Source organism: Halostella limicola, assembly GCF_003675875.1.
Taxonomy (GTDB): domain Archaea; phylum Halobacteriota; class Halobacteria; order Halobacteriales; family Natronoarchaeaceae; genus Halostella; species Halostella limicola.
The window spans coordinates 462,214-479,353 of sequence record NZ_RCDI01000001.1; the positions used below are offsets into that span (position 1 = coordinate 462,214).

Here is a 17,140-nt window from a genome sequence, read left to right on the forward strand (position 1 = left end):
CGTCGGCGGGTGCACGACTTCCACGTCCACTCGAACTACTCCGACGGCCGGTTCCTCCCGTCGATGGTTCGCGCGGCGGCCGAGGCGGGGCTGGACGGCGTCGGCGTCGCCGACCACTGTATCGTCTCGGACCGGGCGGCGATGGACGACGCCCGGACGAAGTGGGGGTTCAACCTCGACCGAACGTACGAGCGCCGGCGACGCGGCATCGAGCAGGTGCGCGAGGCCGTCGACGTGGCGGTGTACGACGCGGTCGAGATGAACTACGAGCCCCGCGACGAGGCGGCGGTCCGGGAGTTCCTCGACGGGGCCGACTTCGACTACGCCATCGGCAGCGTCCACGAGGTACAGGGGCTGAACGTGCAGGACGCCTCGAACTTCCGGGGCATGAGCGACGACGAGCGCGACGCCGTCGTCGACGCCTACTTCGACGGCCTCGTCGCGCTGGCCGAGTCCGAGCTGTTCGACGTCGCGGCCCACCCGGACCTGCTGGAGCGCGTCGAACCCCTGCGCGGCCGGGCGACCGAGGACCACTACCGCCGCGCGGCGCCGGCCTTCGCCGACTCGCGGACCGTGCCGGAAATAAACGCCGGCCGGGCGCTCCGCGAGTCGGCGGTCGTCCACCCATCGCCGACGTTTCTGGACGTGCTGGTCGAACACGACGTCTCCCTCACCGTGGGCACCGACTCGCACGCGCCCGGCGAGATCGGCGAGCGAGCGGCGTTCTTGGAGGAGTTCGCCGCCGACCGCGGTATCGACCCCGTCTCGCCGCCGTCGCTGTAGGGCTACGTGTCGGGCCGTTCGACGGTGATTTCGCCGTCGCCGCGGACCGCGACCCGGTACCCCAGATAGGAGAATTCCACAACGTTGCATCCGCTTTGCGTCCCGACGAGAGCGTTCAGCGCGTCGGGGTCGATCGCGTCGTACAGCGGTCGGTCGAGTTCGAGCGGCGACGCCTCCTCGACCGCAGCGACCGCTTCGACGACCCGCTCGCTGGCGGGCCGTTCCGTCTCACCGCAGGCAGTCTGTCTCTGATCTGCGCTCATTATCGATTACACCCCTCCTATCTATAAAAATACGAGCGTGGAGTGGGAAAGAGTTGCAAATTTTGCAACCGCTGGGGATGAGATAATGCCTCCCGACCGGTCACCGCTGGTTCCGGGGGTCGAACGCGTCGAGGGGGTATCGGTGCTGGTCCCAGACGAGGTGTTCCCGGTCGATGTGGAGGCCGAGCCCGTGGAGGTCGTACGCGAGCTGCGTGATGTCCCTGCGGCCGACCTTTGCGGCGGTGATCAGGACGTTCTGCGACCCGGTCATGACGGTCGTCACGTCGACGACTCCGGAGAGGCGGCCCGCATCGACCGCGAGCTGCTCGCGGCTGTCGAGCGGCGCCGTGCAGATGAAGAGGTAGTGGTGCTGGATCCCGGCGCGCTCGTAGTTCACGTCGACGCCGTATCCCTCGATCACCCCCTCGGCTTCGAGCCGGTCGATCCGATTGCGGACGGTGTTGTCCGCGACGCCCACCGCGTCGGCGATGTCGGTGATCGACCGACGCGCGTTCTCCTGCAGCAGATAGATGATTTCCCGGTCGACGGCGTCGAGGGAGAACTGCGTCATACGCGCAGTACTATCCGCAGGGTGTTGAGTTTACGCGTCTTCTGGGGCGCCCCTGAAGACGCAGTTGCTGTTTCCGACCCGTGACCGACGCGTACCGCCGGCAGGCGGTGGTACGGACGCGAAGCTTTATCCGCGAGACGGGGAAATCTACGACGATGCATCCGATGCGGTCTGCACGGTCTACCGACGATCCCCGCGTCCTCCTCGTCGGTCCCGACCGCTGGCGGGGGCGAGTCGCGGCAGTCGTCGGCGACGACGCGCTCGTTTCGGCGGCGACCTCGCGAGAAGGGGCGCTCGATCTGCTACGGGGATCGGCCGACAGGTTCGACTGCGTCGTCTGCGCGGCGGAGCTCGACGACGGGGACGGGACGGCGCTGATCCGGGCGCTGGACGACGAGTCCGTTCCGGTCGTGCTGGCGCCCGAGACCGGGAACGAGCGACTCGCCAGAGACGCCTTCGTGGCCGGCGCGGCGGACTACGCGCCGCTCGACGAGGCGGACGAGACCCTGCGCGAGCGGATCGACGAGGCGGTCGACCGCGACGCCGAGCGCCGACGCTGCCGCCGTCGCGCGGCCGACTTCGAGGCGCTGGCGGCCGACCCGGACCGGTTCGTCGCCGTCCTCGACTCCGACGGCGCGGTCCGGCGGATCAACCGCGCCGGTCGCCGGTTCGTCGACGCCGACCGGGACACGGTCGTCGGGAAGCGGTTCTGGGCGCTGCCGTGGGGCGACGGGGACGCGTCGCGCCGCGACGTTCAGCGGGCGGTCGGCCGGGCCGCAGAGGGCGAGTTCGAGACCGTCGAGGCGTCGCTCGCGGGCGGCGCCGAGGCGATCGCGATGGAGTTCCGCCTCCGGCCGGTCGACGGTGGGGGCGACGGCCCCCGACGCGTCCTCGTCGTCGGGGCCGAGGTCGACGAGCGCGTCCGCCTCCAGGAGGAGCTCCGTCGGTCCGAGGAGCTCCACCGGGTGACGCTGAACAACATGACGGACACAGTGCTCGTAACGGACGACGAGGGGGCGTTCACGTACGTCTGTCCGAACGTGCACTTCATCTTCGGGTACACGGCCGAGGAGATCCGCGAGTTCGGCACGATCGACGCGCTGCTCGGTGACGACGCCGTCGACCCCGACCGGCTGCCGGCCGACGGCGTCCTCACGAACGTCGAGTGCACGGCGACCGACAAGGCGGGCGAGGAGCACACCCTGCTGGTCAACGTCCGCCGGGTGTCGATACAGGGCGGCACGACGCTGTACAGCTGCCGGGACGTCACCGAGCGGAAACGCCGGGAGGCGGCGCTCACGCAACTGCACCGGACGAGCCGGAACCTGCTGTACGACGAGACGGACGCGGAGATAGCGAACCGGATCGTCGAGGACGCGGCGTCGGTGCTGCCCGACGGCGGCGCGGCGGTGTACCAGTTCGACCGCGAGCAGAACGTTCTCTACCCGACCGCCGCCTCGGAGTCGGTGCGGTCGTTCCTCGGGCCGCTGCCGGAGTTCAGCCTCGACCAGCGCAGCGCGGTGACGCGAGCGTTCGTCGAGGAGCGGACGATGCGCTCGGGGGACGTCGACGGCGACCGCGAGCCGGGCGAGTCGCTCCCGGACTTCGGGGACTACGTCGCCGTCCCGCTCGCCGACCACGGCGTGTTGTTGGCGACGGCCCCCGACGAGGGGGCGTTCGACGGCGTCGACGAGGAGGTGACGGAACTGCTCGCCGCGACGACGGAGGCGGCGTTCGACCGCGTCGACCGCGAGAACGAGCTCCGGGAGCGCGACGAGGCGCTGCAGCGGCGCAACAGGCGGCTGTCCGATTTGATCCGGGTCAACGAGATCATCCGCGAGATCGACCAGGACCTCGTGAACGCCGAGACCCGCGCCGAGATCGAAACGGCGGTCTGCGAGCGCCTGACGGCCGACGACCGGTTCTCGTTCGCGTGGGTCGGCGAGACGACCGCGCCGGACGGCGGGATCGAGCCGAAGGCGTGGGCCGGCGACGAGCGGGGGTACCTCGACAGCCTCTCGCTGTCGCTCGACGGCGGTTCGGCGCCGGCGGTTCGGGCGGCCGACGAGCGCGAGGAGGCGCTGGTCGCCAACGTCGCCGAGTCGCTCCGTGACGCCCGGTGGCGCAAGGAGGCGGTGTCGCGGAACCTCCACTCGGCCTTCGCGATCCCGCTCGCCTACGACGGCGTGTCGCTCGGGACGCTCGCGGTGTACGCGGACGAACCGGACGCGTTCGACGAGACAGTGCGGACGGTGCTGCGCGAGCTCGGCGACACCATCGCGGCCGCGATAAACGCGGTCCAGCGCAAGGAAGCGCTGCACAGCGACGAGGTCGTCGAGCTCGACTACCGGATCGACGACCCGCGCTCGCCGCTGTTTCACCTCGCGGAGGCGACGGGCGCGACGCTGGACGTGGAAAGCGAGGTGACCCGGGAGGACGGCTCCGCGCTCGTGTTCGCGACCGTCACCGGCGCCCCGGCCGAGCGCGTCGTCGAGAGCGCGGCCGACCTGGTCGGGATCGCGGACGCGGAGGTGATCCGCGAGGCCGAGGACGGGGACAGCGGGTTCGTCGGCCTCGAAACGCGCGACCGCTTCCTCACCGACGTCCTCGCCGACCACGGCGCCGTGCGGCGCGTGCTGCGCGCGACCCCCGACGAGCTCCGGCTCGTCATCGAGGTGCCCGACTCGGTGCGCACCAGAACGGTCGACGAGGTCGTTTCGAACACGTTCTCCGACGCCGACCTCGTCGCGCAGCGCCAGCGCACCCGGCCCATCGACGCCGGGGGTACGGAGGGTCGCCTCGGGGAGCGGCTGACGGACCGGCAGCGCGAGGTCGTTCGGACGGCGTACCACAGCGGCTTCTTCGACGAGGACAGGGACGTCACCGGCCGCGACGTGGCCGCCGTCCTCGACATCTCCCACACCGCGTTCTACGACCACGTCCGTCGGGCCCAGCGGAACCTCTACGACGAACTGTTCGACGGCGGCCCGACTCGGGCGTAGGTTTCATTGTAAACCCCTCGACGGCTGCGGTAGTTGACTATGTAACCGACCGTTCCATCCCTCGGGCGTGGCTAGCAAGACTTGCCACAATGACCCGCGACGTCACCTACGAGGCGGACGAAGAGTACGAGTACGAGTGCCTCGGCTGCGGCGAGACACTCACCGCGAGCAGCCACCCCGGCAGTTGCTCCGAGTGCGGAGCAGGCCTCCGCAATCGCCGAATACCGTACGAGTGATCGATGACTACACAAGACCTCACTCGGACGGAGACCAACGCTGACACCGACCACGAGTCCGCCCTGGAGACCGCGCGGCGACAGCTCGTCGAAGCGGCGACGCACGTCGACATCGACCCGGGGATCGTTGAGCGGCTCAAGTACCCGACGCGGGTCGTCGAGGTCTCCGTCCCGCTCAAGCGCGACGACGGCAACGTCGAGGTGTTCAGGGGCTATCGCGCCCAGCACGACGACGTCCGCGGGCCGTACAAGGGCGGCCTGCGCTACCACCCCGACGTGACTGCCGAGGAGTGCATCGGGCTGTCGATGTGGATGACCTGGAAGTGCGCGGTGATGGACATCCCCTTCGGCGGCGGGAAAGGCGGGATCGTCGTCAACCCGAAGGCGCTCAGCGCGAGCGAGAAGGAGCGGCTCACCCGCCGGTTCGCCGAGGAGATCCGCGACGAGGTCGGCCCGAAGCGCGACATCCCCGCGCCGGACATGGGGACCGACGCCCAGACTATGGCGTGGTTCATGGACGCCTACAGCATGCAGGAGGGCGAGACGACGCCCGGCGTCGTCACGGGGAAGCCGCCGGTCGTCGGCGGCAGCCACGGCCGCGAGGAAGCCCCCGGCCGCAGCGTCGCCATCATCGCCCGCGAGGCCGTCGAGCACTACGGCAAGGACCTCTCGGAGACGACCGTCGCGATCCAGGGCTTCGGGAGCGTCGGCGCGAACGCCGCCCGTCTACTCGACGACTGGGGGGCGTCGGTCGTCGCGGTCAGCGACGTCAACGGCGGCATCTACGACACCGACGGGCTCGACACGCACGCCGTCCCGTCCCACCACGAGCAGCCGGAGGGGGTGATGGGCCACGCCGCCCCGAACACGATCACGAACGAGGAGCTGCTCGAACTCGACGTGGACGTCCTGATCCCGGCGGCGATCGGCAACGTCCTCACCGCCGACAACGCCGACGAGGTCGACGCGGACGTCGTCGTGGAGGGCGCGAACGGGCCGACGACCTCCACCGCCGACGAGGTCCTCCAGGAGCGCGGCGTCACCGTCATCCCGGACATCCTCGCGAACGCGGGCGGGGTCACCGTCTCGTACTTCGAGTGGCTGCAGGACATCAACCGCCGCAAGTGGTCGCGGGACCGCGTGTACAACGAACTGGAGTCCGAGATGCTGTCGGCGTGGGACGACGTGCGCGCGGAGGTCGAGGCGGGCGACGTCTCGTGGCGCGACGCCGCCTACGTCGTCGCCCTGAAGCGCATCGGCGCGGCGAAGGCGGCGCGCGGTCTCTGGCCCTGACTGGCCCCGGCACCGCCGAGTCGCGGTCCGCCGCCCTCACCGCAGCATTTCTCCCGGCGTCGCGGTCCGATTCACCAGCGCGCTGATCGCCAGCGCGGCGACCGTGCTCACGACGACGCCGAGCGCGGCCCCGCCGGCGACGACCCGCGGCGGCGTGCGAACTAACCCCTCGATCCAGACGAACGAGCGACGATTCACAGACCGCAGAAACTCACTACGTACTTAACCTCTATCGTGAATGTAGTGCATCTGTGTCACGGATATCACTGAGAATAGCGTCCGCTTCACTGTGAGGGAGGCTTTCCGGCGCATATGCTGCACGCTCGTACGACTCGGTCAATCGTTCGAGTGTATTGATTGCATCCTTGTCGAGACTGCTGGATTCACACGCCTGATAGAACTCCCAGTGAGTATGAACCGAGGGGAGATCAAGCGACTCCGAGAGGCGGTGGCGTATATCGCCGTACGCCAGTTCGATGGCTCTGTCACCATTGCCCTCCTCCAGTGCTGCTGTCGCAGTATCGAGGATGTCGTCCGGCCCAGACGGCTGCTCTGCCGTAGTCGAGGTACTGTCGGCTGACTCAACGGACGGAGTTCCAGTCGGGACCTCAGTCGTTCGGTGCCGCCACAGATAGATGCCGCCAACCGCGATCAGGACGGCGAGTGCGACGAACACAGAAATCCACCAGCCACTAGGGAGGAGTCCTTGGGTGGTGGATTCGTTATGAGTTGAACCCTGCTTGGTGATCTCGACAGCGATCATCTGTTCGGCTCGCGTGTCACCGATGTTCGTTTCGTCATCTACGTAGATGGCGCTAAGTCGCACCGACCCTGCTTCAAGCGCGGATGACGGTATATCCAGCACCAGGTCGTAAGATCCGTTTTCGTCAGTTCGGACGGTTTCAACGACCGAACCGTTGACACTGATCTCGATACTCTGATCTCCGACTGGAATGCCTTCGACCGTCGACAGAGTACCGGAAGCACGCACTTGATCTGATCCGACCATCGTCCCCGAGAGCGTCAGTGATGTATTCGTCTCGAGAACGGTGACGTTACGATCAGTCCCAGCAGGCCCGAGAGCGCGGTTCCGAAGTGGCAGCGACGCATTGATCTCCCTTGAGCCGGTCGGTACGTCCGCAGGGACCCGAGTCGTCAGCGAGAACGTGCCGTCCGTGTCGGTTCGCACTGCGCCTAGGCGTTCGTCACCGATACTAACGACGACGGGGATATCCCCGGCTGATATATTCTCAGCCGATACGGAGCCGGTAACTGTTACTGTTTCATTGTATTTGACAGCTGGCGGCACTCTATCGATCGATATAGCCGGTCGAACCTGCTTGACCTCCACCGGGACTGTCTGTTCCGTACCGAGATAGATGGAATCGACCTCGGGACGGAAATGAATCGACGCGTTCGGTTCGTCAAGTGACTGAATCGTGGGACGGAGCAGCACCGAGAAGTTCCCTGCCCCGTCGGTTGTCACCTGTTGTGTTCGGTTTCCGAATCGGAGCTCTACCGTTTCGCCGGTAAGCGTCGTCCCGTTGGCAGTCGTCACGCGTCCCGTCGCGACGAGCGGTTCCAAGAACGAGACGGTCGTCGACCGAACACTCACCGTTAGATCCGTTGCTAGGAACTCTTCACTACGGATCTCCCGCTGAGTCGCTGTGACATTTATCGTGACGTTCTCGATAATCTGCCCCTCTTCTCGGAGGTCGCTATCTGATGTGTTTGAGATGTTTTCGTAATCACGCAGTAGTGCCGATGACGTTGTATTCACGTCCTCCGAAAGCTCGTCCAATTGGCGGGCGAGCTGTCGGGCACCGCTTTCATTGCCGTTTTGCTTTGCTCGTTCGTAGCGTTCATGCGTTTCGCGGTACTCCTGCACCGACGAGATGTACTCATTCTGGTTCCGTTGTGCCCGATCAAACGTTGAACTTGGGTCGTTCTCGCCGTTATTACTCGTCTCACCCTCTACGTCGACGAGCTGGCCTAACCGATCAGAATAGTTATCTCCAACGTACTCGCGGGCAATGTCGTATTCGCCCTGACTGAGTTGGATCGTGCTGTCCGCAAGACGATCGCCAAGACGATTAGTCAACCACCGTTCGATACCGTCCGTATCACCGTCTTCTGCCGTTCTGTCTGGGTTCTCGTGCTGAGTCGAATTATTCTCCCCAGTAACCGTTGCAGATTCAGCAAACGATACTGGTGTATCCGTCGCAGTCGTATCGTGGACCGGCTGATCGGCGGTGGCTACGACTGTACCCGGTCCGGCCGCTACGCAGATAAACACGGCAAGACCGAGAACGACAACCGTATTTCGGGGAGGGGAAATCACTTCAGACCTACACGACAGGACACATGGGAGCGATAAAAGTCCTTCCGTGTGAGTAATACGTTTGATCTTCGATATAGTTGTGAATGCCGGTCGGCAGCGACCAACATATTCAATTGTCAGTGGTTTCACTGTCTGTATAATGCAAGCGACACGCCGGTTCTGGGCTCTTTCCCTTCTTGTCGCCTTTCTCTCGGTCGGTGGGGCTATCATCGGTGAGTTGGGCCTTCTGGTCGGCGGTGCAGTGCTCGGCGGCTGGTTACTCGCACAGCAGTTCCTCTTCCTCGATAACCTCCGAACGACCGTTAACTCGCTCAGTATCGAACAGCACCTCTCTCGAACGACCGTAATGACGGGTGAAACGGTGACCACAACACTGGCGGTCGAACGTCCGATATCGTCGCCGCGACTCGATGTGGCCGTCGAAGCGTTGCCGCCGGTCGCTGCATCCGGCAACGTTTCCGAAGACAGAATCGCGGAGCTACAGACCGACGACCGAGAGGCGAAAACAACCTTCGACGTTTCAATGCCCGTCGCCGGCTCGTACGATTTTAGGCGTCCGGTTGTCACTGCGAGTGACGGACTCGGGCTGTTCCGAGCGACCGTACCGATCGGGGCGATAAAATCGATAGTTGTCGAACCGCGTGCGCCGAGAGACGTGCACATTGGCGAAGGTGGATCACAAGTTGCGACCGCGATCGGCGAACATGCTGCCGACCAGACTGGTGCAGGGATCGAACCGGAGACTGTCCGACAGTACGTCCCGGGGGACGAAATCCGGAGTATCGACTGGAAGGCGACCGCCCGATTGAACCACCCGCACGTTCGGGAGTTCGAACTCGAAACTGACCCGACTACTGCCCTGTTCGTCGACCACCGGGCAGCGATGGCTGACGGACCTGAAGGTGAAACGAAACTCGATTATGCGCGTGAGGTCGCCCTCGCGTTCGTCAACAGCGCGAAGACACTGAACAGTCGGATCGGACTGTACACGGTCGGCGATGACGGCGTGATGAACAGCTATTCGCCAAGCGGATCAGCCGACCACTACTCTGCGATCCGCCACGCAATCAATGATCTCCGGCCGCCAGGACACGACGAACGAGCGACGTGGCGCCGTCTCAGTCGCTCTCCTACCGAGGCCCGACGGGTCGGTCACATACTCGGAGATGATTCGACTCCCTTCGGCACGTCGTTGCGGCCGTTCTTTGAGGATCGATCGGAGTACGTCCACCGGGTCGACGAGGACCCTCTAGCAGCGACGGTACGTCAGCGGACGGCGCGTCTGAGCGATGCCATCTGGTCGGTCATCATCACTGACGACACGGATCGAGCGGAGGTTCGGGAAACGGTCAAACTCGCCCGGCGCGGGAATGGGAACGTCATGGTGTTTCTCACCCCGAGCGTGTTGTTCGAACCTGGCGGTCTCTCCGATCTCGAAGCGGCTTACAACGAATACTCGGAGTTTGAGACGTTCCGCCGCTCGCTGGCGAATCTCGAACGCGTCTCGGCGTTCGAAGTCGGGCCGGCCAGTCGGTTGTCGGCGGTTCTTTCCGCTGGCGCCGTGCGGCGGAGTAGCTCCGCGAGAGGGAGGGGAACCTCATGAGCGATGGCTTCCGACCCATTTACGCGAGTGGGCTGGTTGGCGTAGTCGGTCTCTGCGTCGCTGCCGCAACGCTCGGCCTTACCGCCGAGGGATACGGCGCTGTGTTGCTCGGTCTCTCTCTCATGCTTCCGGCCCCGTACGCGGTCGCGATCGGTCACGTTTTACTGGTTGCCCTGTCTCCAGACGGCATCGATCAGGTAGCGTTCGTAGTCACGGAAGCGGGATTACTGGCTACCTTGATCGACGCCGGCGTCGCCCGCGTTTCCGGTCGAGACCTGATTGTGACGCTCGTCGGTGTCGGCATCAGCATCGGAAGCGTCTGGATCGCACTTGCTGGAACCCGGTCGCTGTGGACTGGCGTCGCCGTCCTGGCGATCATCATGGCGTTCGGGAGCTACGGTTTGCACCGCTACCAACTCGTCGAGTTCGACCTCGTGGAGGCTAACTGATGAACAGAAACGACTCTCCCCAACACCACGTGAACAAGAACGAATCGACCACGACCGACGATGAGGAGTTGCAGCTCCAACTCGAACTGCTTCGCGAAGAGAACGAACGACTTCGGCGGTCCTACGCGCTCGCGCGACAAAGTAGCTACCGGCGGACCGCCCTCGGTCTCGCCGGTATCGGGGTAACAGCGACAGCCGGTGCGGCGCTGTTTCCACCTGTGCGGGAGGTCCTCCTTGCGCTCGGTGGTACTGGGCTGTTCGCGGCCGTCCTCGTGTATTACCTCACGCCAGAGCAGTTCATCGCCGCCGGCGTCGGGTCGTCGGTGTACGGAGCCATGGCCGAGACAGAAGCCGCAATCGTGGACGATCTCGGCTTGGCTCGCCGACAGGTGTACGTCCCGACGGATGCACCCGATCCGGAAGCGTGGCTGTTCGTCCCGCAGCACGAGGAGTACCAGCTCCCAGATACCGACGCGTTGGCCTCGCCGTTCGTCCTTGAGACCGAGGAATCGTCGCGTGGCGTCTCGTTCCGCCCGACCGGGGAGCCGCTCGTGCGCGAGTTCAACGAAACAGGAACCGACATCGTCGAAGATGATCCCGCCGCTGTCGTCGAACGGTTCGCGGAGGCCGTCGCCGAGCAGTTCGAACTTGCAGAGAGTGTAACGGTCGACGTCAGCGCCGAGGAGGGGCGGGCAACCGTGGCCGTCACAGGGAGTACGTTCGGCGCCGTGGATCTGTTCGACCACCCGATCCAGTCCGTGTTGGCGGTCGGCCTCTCGCGGGAACTCGCTGTCCCGGTCACCACCGAGACGACAGCGACGCCGGACGACCGCGCGGATTACCTCGTGACACTTCGCTGGGACGAAGCGACCTGATGCCAGTCTTCTAAACTCCTGGATTATTACTCACACAACCGACTGCTAGTCGGTCTGGGGGATTCCTGCCTCGGTCTCGGAATCGGTTTCGGTGTTCGGTGCGATGCCGCTCGGTGGTTCGATGTCTCCGACGATCTCCTTGACGATCGTCTCCGGCGAAACGTCACTCAGTTCCGCGTCGGCGTTCAGCACGAGTCGGTGGACGAGGACTGGGGCAGCAACCGCCTTGACGTCGTCCGGGATGACGTACTCGCGGCCATGGATCGCCGCACGTGCCTTCGCCGCATTGAGCAATGCGAGCGACGCTCGGGGCGACCCGCCGTGTTCGACGTCGGGATGTGCCCGTGACTCGGCAACGAGGTCGATAATGTACTCACGGACCTGTTCGTCGACGTAGACGTCATCGACGGTCTCCCGCGCAGTGATGATCTCCTCTGTAGAGACGACCTGCTCGACGGACGAGGAGTCGAGCGTCGGGTCCCGGTCGAACCGTGAGAGCAACTCCGACTCCTCCTCGCGGTCTGGAATATCGACAGTGAGTTTGAACTGGAAGCGGTCACGCTGGGCCTCCGGCAGTTCGAACGTCCCTTCCATCTCGATCGGGTTCTGCGTCGCGATCACGAGAAACGGGATCGGAAGGTCGAGTGTCTCCCCTTCGATGGTAACCGTGTCTTCCTGCATCGCCTCAAGGAGTGCACTCTGTGTCTTCGCCGTCGCACGGTTGATCTCGTCGGCGACCACGACGTTGGCGAACACGGGGCCCCGCTGGAGTTCGAATTCACCAGTGTTCTCGCGGTACACCCGTGTCCCTGTAATGTCTGCAGGGAGGATGTCCGGCGTCATCTGGATCCGCGAATAATTCAGCCCTGACACTTCCGCAAAGAGGTTCGCCATCGTCGTCTTGGCGGTGCCGGGAACGCCCTCGAGGAGAACGTGACCGCGCGTTAGCAGTGAGATCGTGATACACTCCAGAACGTCCTCGTTGCCGATGAGGACGGACGACATCTCGGAGCGGATTTGCTCGTACAGTGCGGACGGATCAGTCATCATTCTGAGAATGGAATCGCCGACTCATAATCCCTTCTGTCACGTGCTGGACGCGCTTGTCGTCCCACTCGGGATGTCGCTCGCGGACAGCCGCGGCGATATCGTCCGCCGTCAGAAACGGCGAGTCCGTCGACACCTCGCTATCGTCGAGCGTCGGAAGGACGCTGTCGACCGTCGGCCAGCGGGCCCACAGTGCGATACCGAGCACGCCGGCCGTCCCGAGAACGATCTGCAGGACCGCTGACCGCTGAATAGCGATGAGCACGCCGATAAGCGGCGGGACCTGTTCGGAGTGTGAGTAATCGAGCATCACGGTATCGGCCGATCCGAACAGGTTACCGACGAACGCGCGATTACCAGCGCGGTCCAGCATGGCGTTGATGAACAGGCTCGGGTCACCGACCACGACGACGCGGCCCTCGCCGACGGATTCGCTCGTTGCGACCGGCGAGGAAGCTAACGTCTCGTTGTCGTCGATTTCTTCGTTCCGGTTTGCGTCTACGTACGCGAACTCCGAAGTCCGTACCAGGACGGTCGCTCCGTTGGGTGCAACGGCGCTACCGTGATTCAGGGTCAGCGCTCCGACGTCGGCTGTCAGCGTATGGTTGGAGACGTTGTTCGCGACCGGGAAGTTGGGCGATCGGTAGTAGTGTCGTTCGTCCCGGAGAGGGTCGCCGTTGATACGTGCGTCCGCGCCGAGGTCGGCGAGGAGAGCGTTCCCGTTTCCGCCGAAGTCGTCGGCAACGACCACCGTACCGCCGTTCTCGACGAACGTCCGTATCCGCGCCGCTTCGTCCGGATCGTACGACTCGTCCGGCGAGAGGACAACGGCGACTGATCCGTTCGGCGCGGTCGCGTCGTATTCGGCGGTGTCAGTGACGACTCTCGAGTCCGCTCCCTCAGTCACGGCTACCTCTCGGAGGTCGGCGGCACCGTCCCATTGTGGGTTGTACGCGCCGAACCCCGCGGTCGACGTGCTTGCCGCGACGCCTCCGGCAAGGAGGGTGATGACGACGAGCGCCGCGAGGAGGAGTTGTGGGTAGTCAAGGTCGAACGGCGATCTCATCCGATCACCCCCGGCGGAAGGATCTCGAGGATGCGTCTGACGACGATGTAGGCGAACCCGGCCAATCCGGCGAGGATGATCCACTTCAGGCGTGCTCGCCATCGCGGCGTGACAGAAAACGGTGCGGTAAGTTCTACAACGACGAGAAAGCCGATGAGCGACACGACGAAGAACAACTCTAGCGAGAGCGATCCCAGCACGGAGAGACAGACGATGGTGGCGAGCATCCAGGCTACCTGTCCGTGGATGAATCGCCAGCGTCGTCGTGTCGGCATTACAGGTTTTTGATGAGTTCGGGTCTTAAATCACTGACGCCTCTAATATCGCGTATCCAGACGAGGAACCACTCGGCGGAAGCGAGATCTTCTACCTCATGACAGTGATCTCAGCGCAACGTCTCCGCCGGTGTCGCCGTCCGATTTACCAGCACGCTGATTGCCAGCGCTGCGAGGGTACTCACGACGATCCCCAACGCGGCGCCGCCGGCAACCACTCGCGTCGGCGTACGGACCAGTCCCTCGAAGCCAACGATAGCGGCAACGATATGATTCAACGCCGCGGCGGCCGGGAACGCGACCGCGACGCCGATGGCGCTCCCGACGAGACCGAGTAGCAATGCCCAGATCGTCGTCGTGCCGACGACGGACCGCGGCGACCACCCGAGCGCCCTGAGCACGCTCAGCTCGCGTCGCTGGCGGTAGATCACGGCGACCATTACGTTCGTGGTCAGCGCGAGCCCACCGACGACTGACAGCACGGTCAGGCTGGCTGCACTGGCGATCACGACGGCCTGGTCGCCGAGGATCGCCTGGATCTGTTCCTCGTTGGTGCGGACCTCGTAGTCGGGATACTGAGTTTCAATCCCCGCTTTCACTGCTTTGGGGTCCTCGCCGTCGGCCACGGTGACCGTGATGAACGTCGCCCGATCAGTGGCTGTCGACCCAGTCACCTGTTGGAGTTCGCTCAGGGGCATCGTCACGGTCGGTGTACCAAGGAACCGCGAAAACGTGGGCGATATCCCGACGACAGTGAACTCGTGTTCCCGCGCCGTCTGAATGGTGCCGCCGACGTACAGTGTATCGCCGACCGAGACGTTAAAGCGGGTCGCCGTCTGCCTATCGATCACGATTTCGTGTGTCATCGGACCGTCGTACGTGCCGTTCGCGTAGTGGCCATCGCCCGCTTCGAACTGCCTCCCTTCCTCCATCGTGACCGAGGGGCCGCCACCTGAGACTCCGGCCCCAACGTGGGTCTCAAACGACGAGCCGTTCGCACTGACGTACACCGACTGAAACGCCATCGGGACAGCGTTCTTGACGTCATCACGCGATTCGATCTCGTCGGCGACCGTATGTGAGTCGACCACGGTGTTCTCGATGCCGCCAACGGTCCCGGGCGCCAGCCGAACCGGCCCGCCGGTCACCCACAGGTCGCGGTCGGCGGCGTCGAACTTCGCCTCGCCGGTCGCGAGGACGCCGACGCCGACGCCGGCAAGCACCGTCGTCGCGACGACGGCCAACGCGATGCCGAACGCTGCGAGCGCGGTGCGGCCAGGGTCGTGGGTGAGCTGCGCGCCGGCCACGCCGCACATCGCCCGAAGGCGTCGCAGGCGGCTCATCGCCCGAGCACCTCCATCGGCCGTGCACGATAGCTCAGGTACACCGGATACAACGACGCGATGACGCCGATCACGACCGCGAGCCCGATCCCGTATGGGGCGAGTCCCGGGTGGAACTGTGCAACAGTGGTCTGCTCGAAGTACGACGCCGCAAAGCGGTTCGTCGCGACGATGCCGGCGCCGCCGACGAGGACGCCGAGTACCCCCCCGAGGACGGCGACAGTAAGCACCTCTGCGAAGACGACGAGGGCGCGCGAACGCCGCGAAAACCCGACTGCCGACAGCAGGGCGAGGCGGCGACGGTCGCTCGTCACCTCCAGGCCCATCGTTGTGGCGACGGCCAACGCACCGACGGCGACGGCCGTGACGAACGCGGCCGCCGCGACGGCCATCGGGAGGTCGCCGACGTCGCCGCGCGCGACACCGACGTCACCACGGGCGATCACGTTCGTCTCGGGATACGTCCCCGCTAGGTCGTCGCGGACGGACGGATCGTTCGTTCGCACGAGCAACTGGTTCGCCTGGTCGCCGTCCATCGCTCCCGTCACCGCCTGGAGTTCGCTGAGATGCATCACGGCGATCGGAACGGATCCCATTCCCGTGGACTGGCCTGCAGTGACGTTGACAACGGTCATCGACTGTGGTTCGGCGTTCCGGGTGCGGAGAGTCAGCGCGTCGCTACGTGAGGCGTTCAGAAGATCGGCAGCGCTCTCGCTCAAGACGACTTCGTTCGTGCGAGCGCCGTCGTACGACCCGTTCGCGTAACCGGGATCGCCGGGTGTCATGCCGGCCGTCGAGACGCCAGCCACTTCGTAGCCGTCGGCCGCGGGAACGACGCCGACCGCGAGGACGTACTCGGCCGTCCCCGCCGCGGCATGCTCGAGACGGATAAACTCGAGCAGCACCGGTGTTGCGTACTCGACCCGCGAATCCGCAGCGATCGATGCCGCCGTCGTGTGGGTGCCACCGAGGCGGACCCCGTCCGAGGCGACCGTCATCGGCGAGGCACCGCCCTCCGGGACGATCCAGTAGTCGACGTCCTCGCTCTGGACCGTCGTCTGGCCGGCCAGGCCGAGCGACACGCCGGTGACGGTCAGCGTGAAGCCGATGGCGATAGCGACACCGAGGACGGTCACTAGTACGCGCCGCGATTCGCTGCCGAAGAGACGGGCAATGACACCGCGTGCGCCGATCCCGGCGAGGCCGGCCAGCCGCCGGATGCCGCGCCTATCCATCGTCCACCCGTCGGCCGTCGCGCAGGCGAACGACGCGGTCGGTCCGAGCGAGCGTGCGCTCGTCGTGGGAGGCGAGCACTACTGCGCGGTCGTCCGCGACGTCGGTCAGGACGTCGAGTACTCGGTCACCGGTTTCCGAGTCCAGTTCACCAGTCGGTTCGTCGGCGAGGACGACGTCCGGATCCGACGCGAGCGCCCGCGCGATAGCGACTCGCTGCTGTTCGCCGCCGCTCAACTCGTCGGGGGAGTGGTCGATGCGATCGCCGAGGCCGACGGCTTCGAGGAGGGACGTCGCTCGTTCTCGCCGTCGTCGCTTCGAAGTGCCCTGCTCGACCAACGGCAGCGCGACGTTGCCGCGGGCCGACAGCGACGGGAGGAGATAGAACCGTTGGAAGACGATCCCGACGCGGTCACGACGGAGTCGCGTTCGCCCCCGACTGGAGAGTTCCGACACGTCAGTGCCGCCGATCTGAATACTCCCACGAGTCGGTGCGTCGAGGCCGGCAAGCAGGTGCAGCAGCGTCGATTTCCCGCTCCCGCTGGGACCGGCGAGGCCGACGACGTCGCCTGCCGCGACGTCGAGTGAGACGCCGTCGAGCGCCCGGACCGTCGGATACTCCCGCGACCGGAAGCGATCGAGCAGTCCCCTGCCGCCGCGGGTGTACTCGCGCGTCAGCGATCGGCAGGCGAGTATCGGATTCGTTACCATTACGTTGGAAAAGGAAAAGAAGAGGGTGGACTTAAACGTCTTGTTTGGC

Annotated in this window: 17 protein-coding genes; 7 read left to right on the forward strand and 10 right to left on the reverse strand. The window is 65.1% G+C overall.

The window, feature by feature from the left end:
* The first annotated feature begins 9 nt into the window (after window positions 1–9).
* Entirely contained in the window at window positions 10–783 is a 774-nt protein-coding gene (locus tag D8670_RS03460; protein WP_121816705.1) for a PHP domain-containing protein, read from the forward strand.
* A 2-nt stretch (window positions 784–785) separates the two neighbouring features.
* Here the strand turns inward: D8670_RS03460 and D8670_RS03465 are convergent, their stop codons facing one another.
* Complete coding sequence (locus tag D8670_RS03465) at window positions 786–1,046, reverse strand: HalOD1 output domain-containing protein (RefSeq protein WP_121816706.1); 261 nt, start codon at window positions 1,044–1,046, stop codon at window positions 786–788.
* A 100-nt stretch (window positions 1,047–1,146) separates the two neighbouring features.
* Window positions 1,147–1,617, reverse strand: coding sequence for an Lrp/AsnC family transcriptional regulator (locus D8670_RS03470; RefSeq protein ID WP_121816707.1), 471 nt, complete (start codon window positions 1,615–1,617; stop codon window positions 1,147–1,149).
* A 155-nt stretch (window positions 1,618–1,772) separates the two neighbouring features.
* Between D8670_RS03470 and D8670_RS03475 the strand changes: the two genes are divergently transcribed.
* From D8670_RS03475 to gdhB, 3 genes are all read left to right on the forward strand, one after another.
* Window positions 1,773–4,619, forward strand: a complete 2,847-nt coding sequence (locus D8670_RS03475; RefSeq protein WP_121816708.1) for a bacterio-opsin activator domain-containing protein — start codon at window positions 1,773–1,775, stop codon at window positions 4,617–4,619.
* 89 nt (window positions 4,620–4,708) lie between these two features.
* Complete coding sequence (locus D8670_RS03480) at window positions 4,709–4,855, forward strand: rubrerythrin-like domain-containing protein (RefSeq protein ID WP_121816709.1); 147 nt, start codon at window positions 4,709–4,711, stop codon at window positions 4,853–4,855.
* Window positions 4,856–4,858: 3 nt separating this feature from the next.
* Complete coding sequence (gdhB, locus tag D8670_RS03485) at window positions 4,859–6,148, forward strand: glutamate dehydrogenase GdhB (protein ID WP_121816710.1); 1,290 nt, start codon at window positions 4,859–4,861, stop codon at window positions 6,146–6,148.
* 36 nt (window positions 6,149–6,184) lie between these two features.
* Here gdhB and D8670_RS20620 read toward each other — a convergent pair whose 3' ends face one another.
* The gene (locus D8670_RS20620; protein ID WP_162994145.1) at window positions 6,185–6,346 is read right to left on the reverse strand and encodes a hypothetical protein; all 162 of its coding nucleotides are present in this window, start codon (window positions 6,344–6,346) and stop codon (window positions 6,185–6,187) included.
* Between the two features lie 31 nt (window positions 6,347–6,377).
* Window positions 6,378–8,489, reverse strand: coding sequence for a hypothetical protein (locus tag D8670_RS20625; RefSeq protein WP_162994146.1), 2,112 nt, complete (start codon window positions 8,487–8,489; stop codon window positions 6,378–6,380).
* A 139-nt stretch (window positions 8,490–8,628) separates the two neighbouring features.
* On the opposite strand from D8670_RS20625, the gene D8670_RS03495 reads away from it, so the two are divergent.
* The 3 genes from D8670_RS03495 to D8670_RS03505 are packed head-to-tail and all read left to right on the forward strand — an operon-like array spanning window position 8,629 to window position 11,416.
* Window positions 8,629–10,092 carry a DUF58 domain-containing protein gene (locus D8670_RS03495; protein ID WP_121816712.1) on the forward strand — a complete coding sequence of 488 codons (1,464 nt, stop codon included), beginning with the start codon at window positions 8,629–8,631 and terminating at the stop codon, window positions 10,090–10,092.
* Window positions 10,089–10,541: a DUF8163 family membrane protein gene (locus D8670_RS03500; protein WP_121816713.1), complete on the forward strand. Its 453-nt coding sequence runs from the start codon at window positions 10,089–10,091 to the stop codon at window positions 10,539–10,541. The genes D8670_RS03495 and D8670_RS03500 overlap by 4 nt, the downstream gene beginning before the upstream one ends.
* On the forward strand, window positions 10,541–11,416 hold the full coding sequence (locus tag D8670_RS03505; RefSeq protein ID WP_121816714.1) for a DUF7982 domain-containing protein: 876 nt from the start codon (window positions 10,541–10,543) through the stop codon (window positions 11,414–11,416). The genes D8670_RS03500 and D8670_RS03505 overlap by 1 nt, the downstream gene beginning before the upstream one ends.
* Before the next feature lie 45 nt (window positions 11,417–11,461).
* On the opposite strand, the gene D8670_RS03510 is transcribed toward D8670_RS03505, so the two are convergent.
* The 6 genes from D8670_RS03510 to D8670_RS03535 all read right to left on the reverse strand — a co-directional run bounded on the left by D8670_RS03510 (window position 11,462) and on the right by D8670_RS03535 (window position 17,091).
* A complete protein-coding gene (locus D8670_RS03510; RefSeq protein WP_121817551.1) occupies window positions 11,462–12,463 on the reverse strand; it encodes an AAA family ATPase in 1,002 nt (333 codons plus the stop codon).
* Window positions 12,456–13,529 (reverse strand): DUF4350 domain-containing protein, encoded by a 1,074-nt coding sequence (locus D8670_RS03515; protein WP_121816715.1) that lies wholly within the window; start codon window positions 13,527–13,529, stop codon window positions 12,456–12,458. Before D8670_RS03515 ends, D8670_RS03510 begins: the two co-directional genes overlap by 8 nt.
* Window positions 13,526–13,804 carry a DUF8044 family membrane protein gene (locus tag D8670_RS03520; RefSeq protein WP_121816716.1) on the reverse strand — a complete coding sequence of 93 codons (279 nt, stop codon included), beginning with the start codon at window positions 13,802–13,804 and terminating at the stop codon, window positions 13,526–13,528. The genes D8670_RS03515 and D8670_RS03520 overlap by 4 nt, the downstream gene beginning before the upstream one ends.
* Before the next feature lie 110 nt (window positions 13,805–13,914).
* Window positions 13,915–15,120, reverse strand: coding sequence for an ABC transporter permease (locus tag D8670_RS03525; RefSeq protein WP_240147215.1), 1,206 nt, complete (start codon window positions 15,118–15,120; stop codon window positions 13,915–13,917).
* A 23-nt stretch (window positions 15,121–15,143) separates the two neighbouring features.
* On the reverse strand, window positions 15,144–16,382 hold the full coding sequence (locus D8670_RS03530; RefSeq protein ID WP_162994147.1) for an ABC transporter permease: 1,239 nt from the start codon (window positions 16,380–16,382) through the stop codon (window positions 15,144–15,146).
* Window positions 16,375–17,091 (reverse strand): ABC transporter ATP-binding protein, encoded by a 717-nt coding sequence (locus D8670_RS03535; protein ID WP_121816719.1) that lies wholly within the window; start codon window positions 17,089–17,091, stop codon window positions 16,375–16,377. The genes D8670_RS03530 and D8670_RS03535 overlap by 8 nt, the downstream gene beginning before the upstream one ends.
* Window positions 17,092–17,140 lie beyond the last annotated feature (49 nt).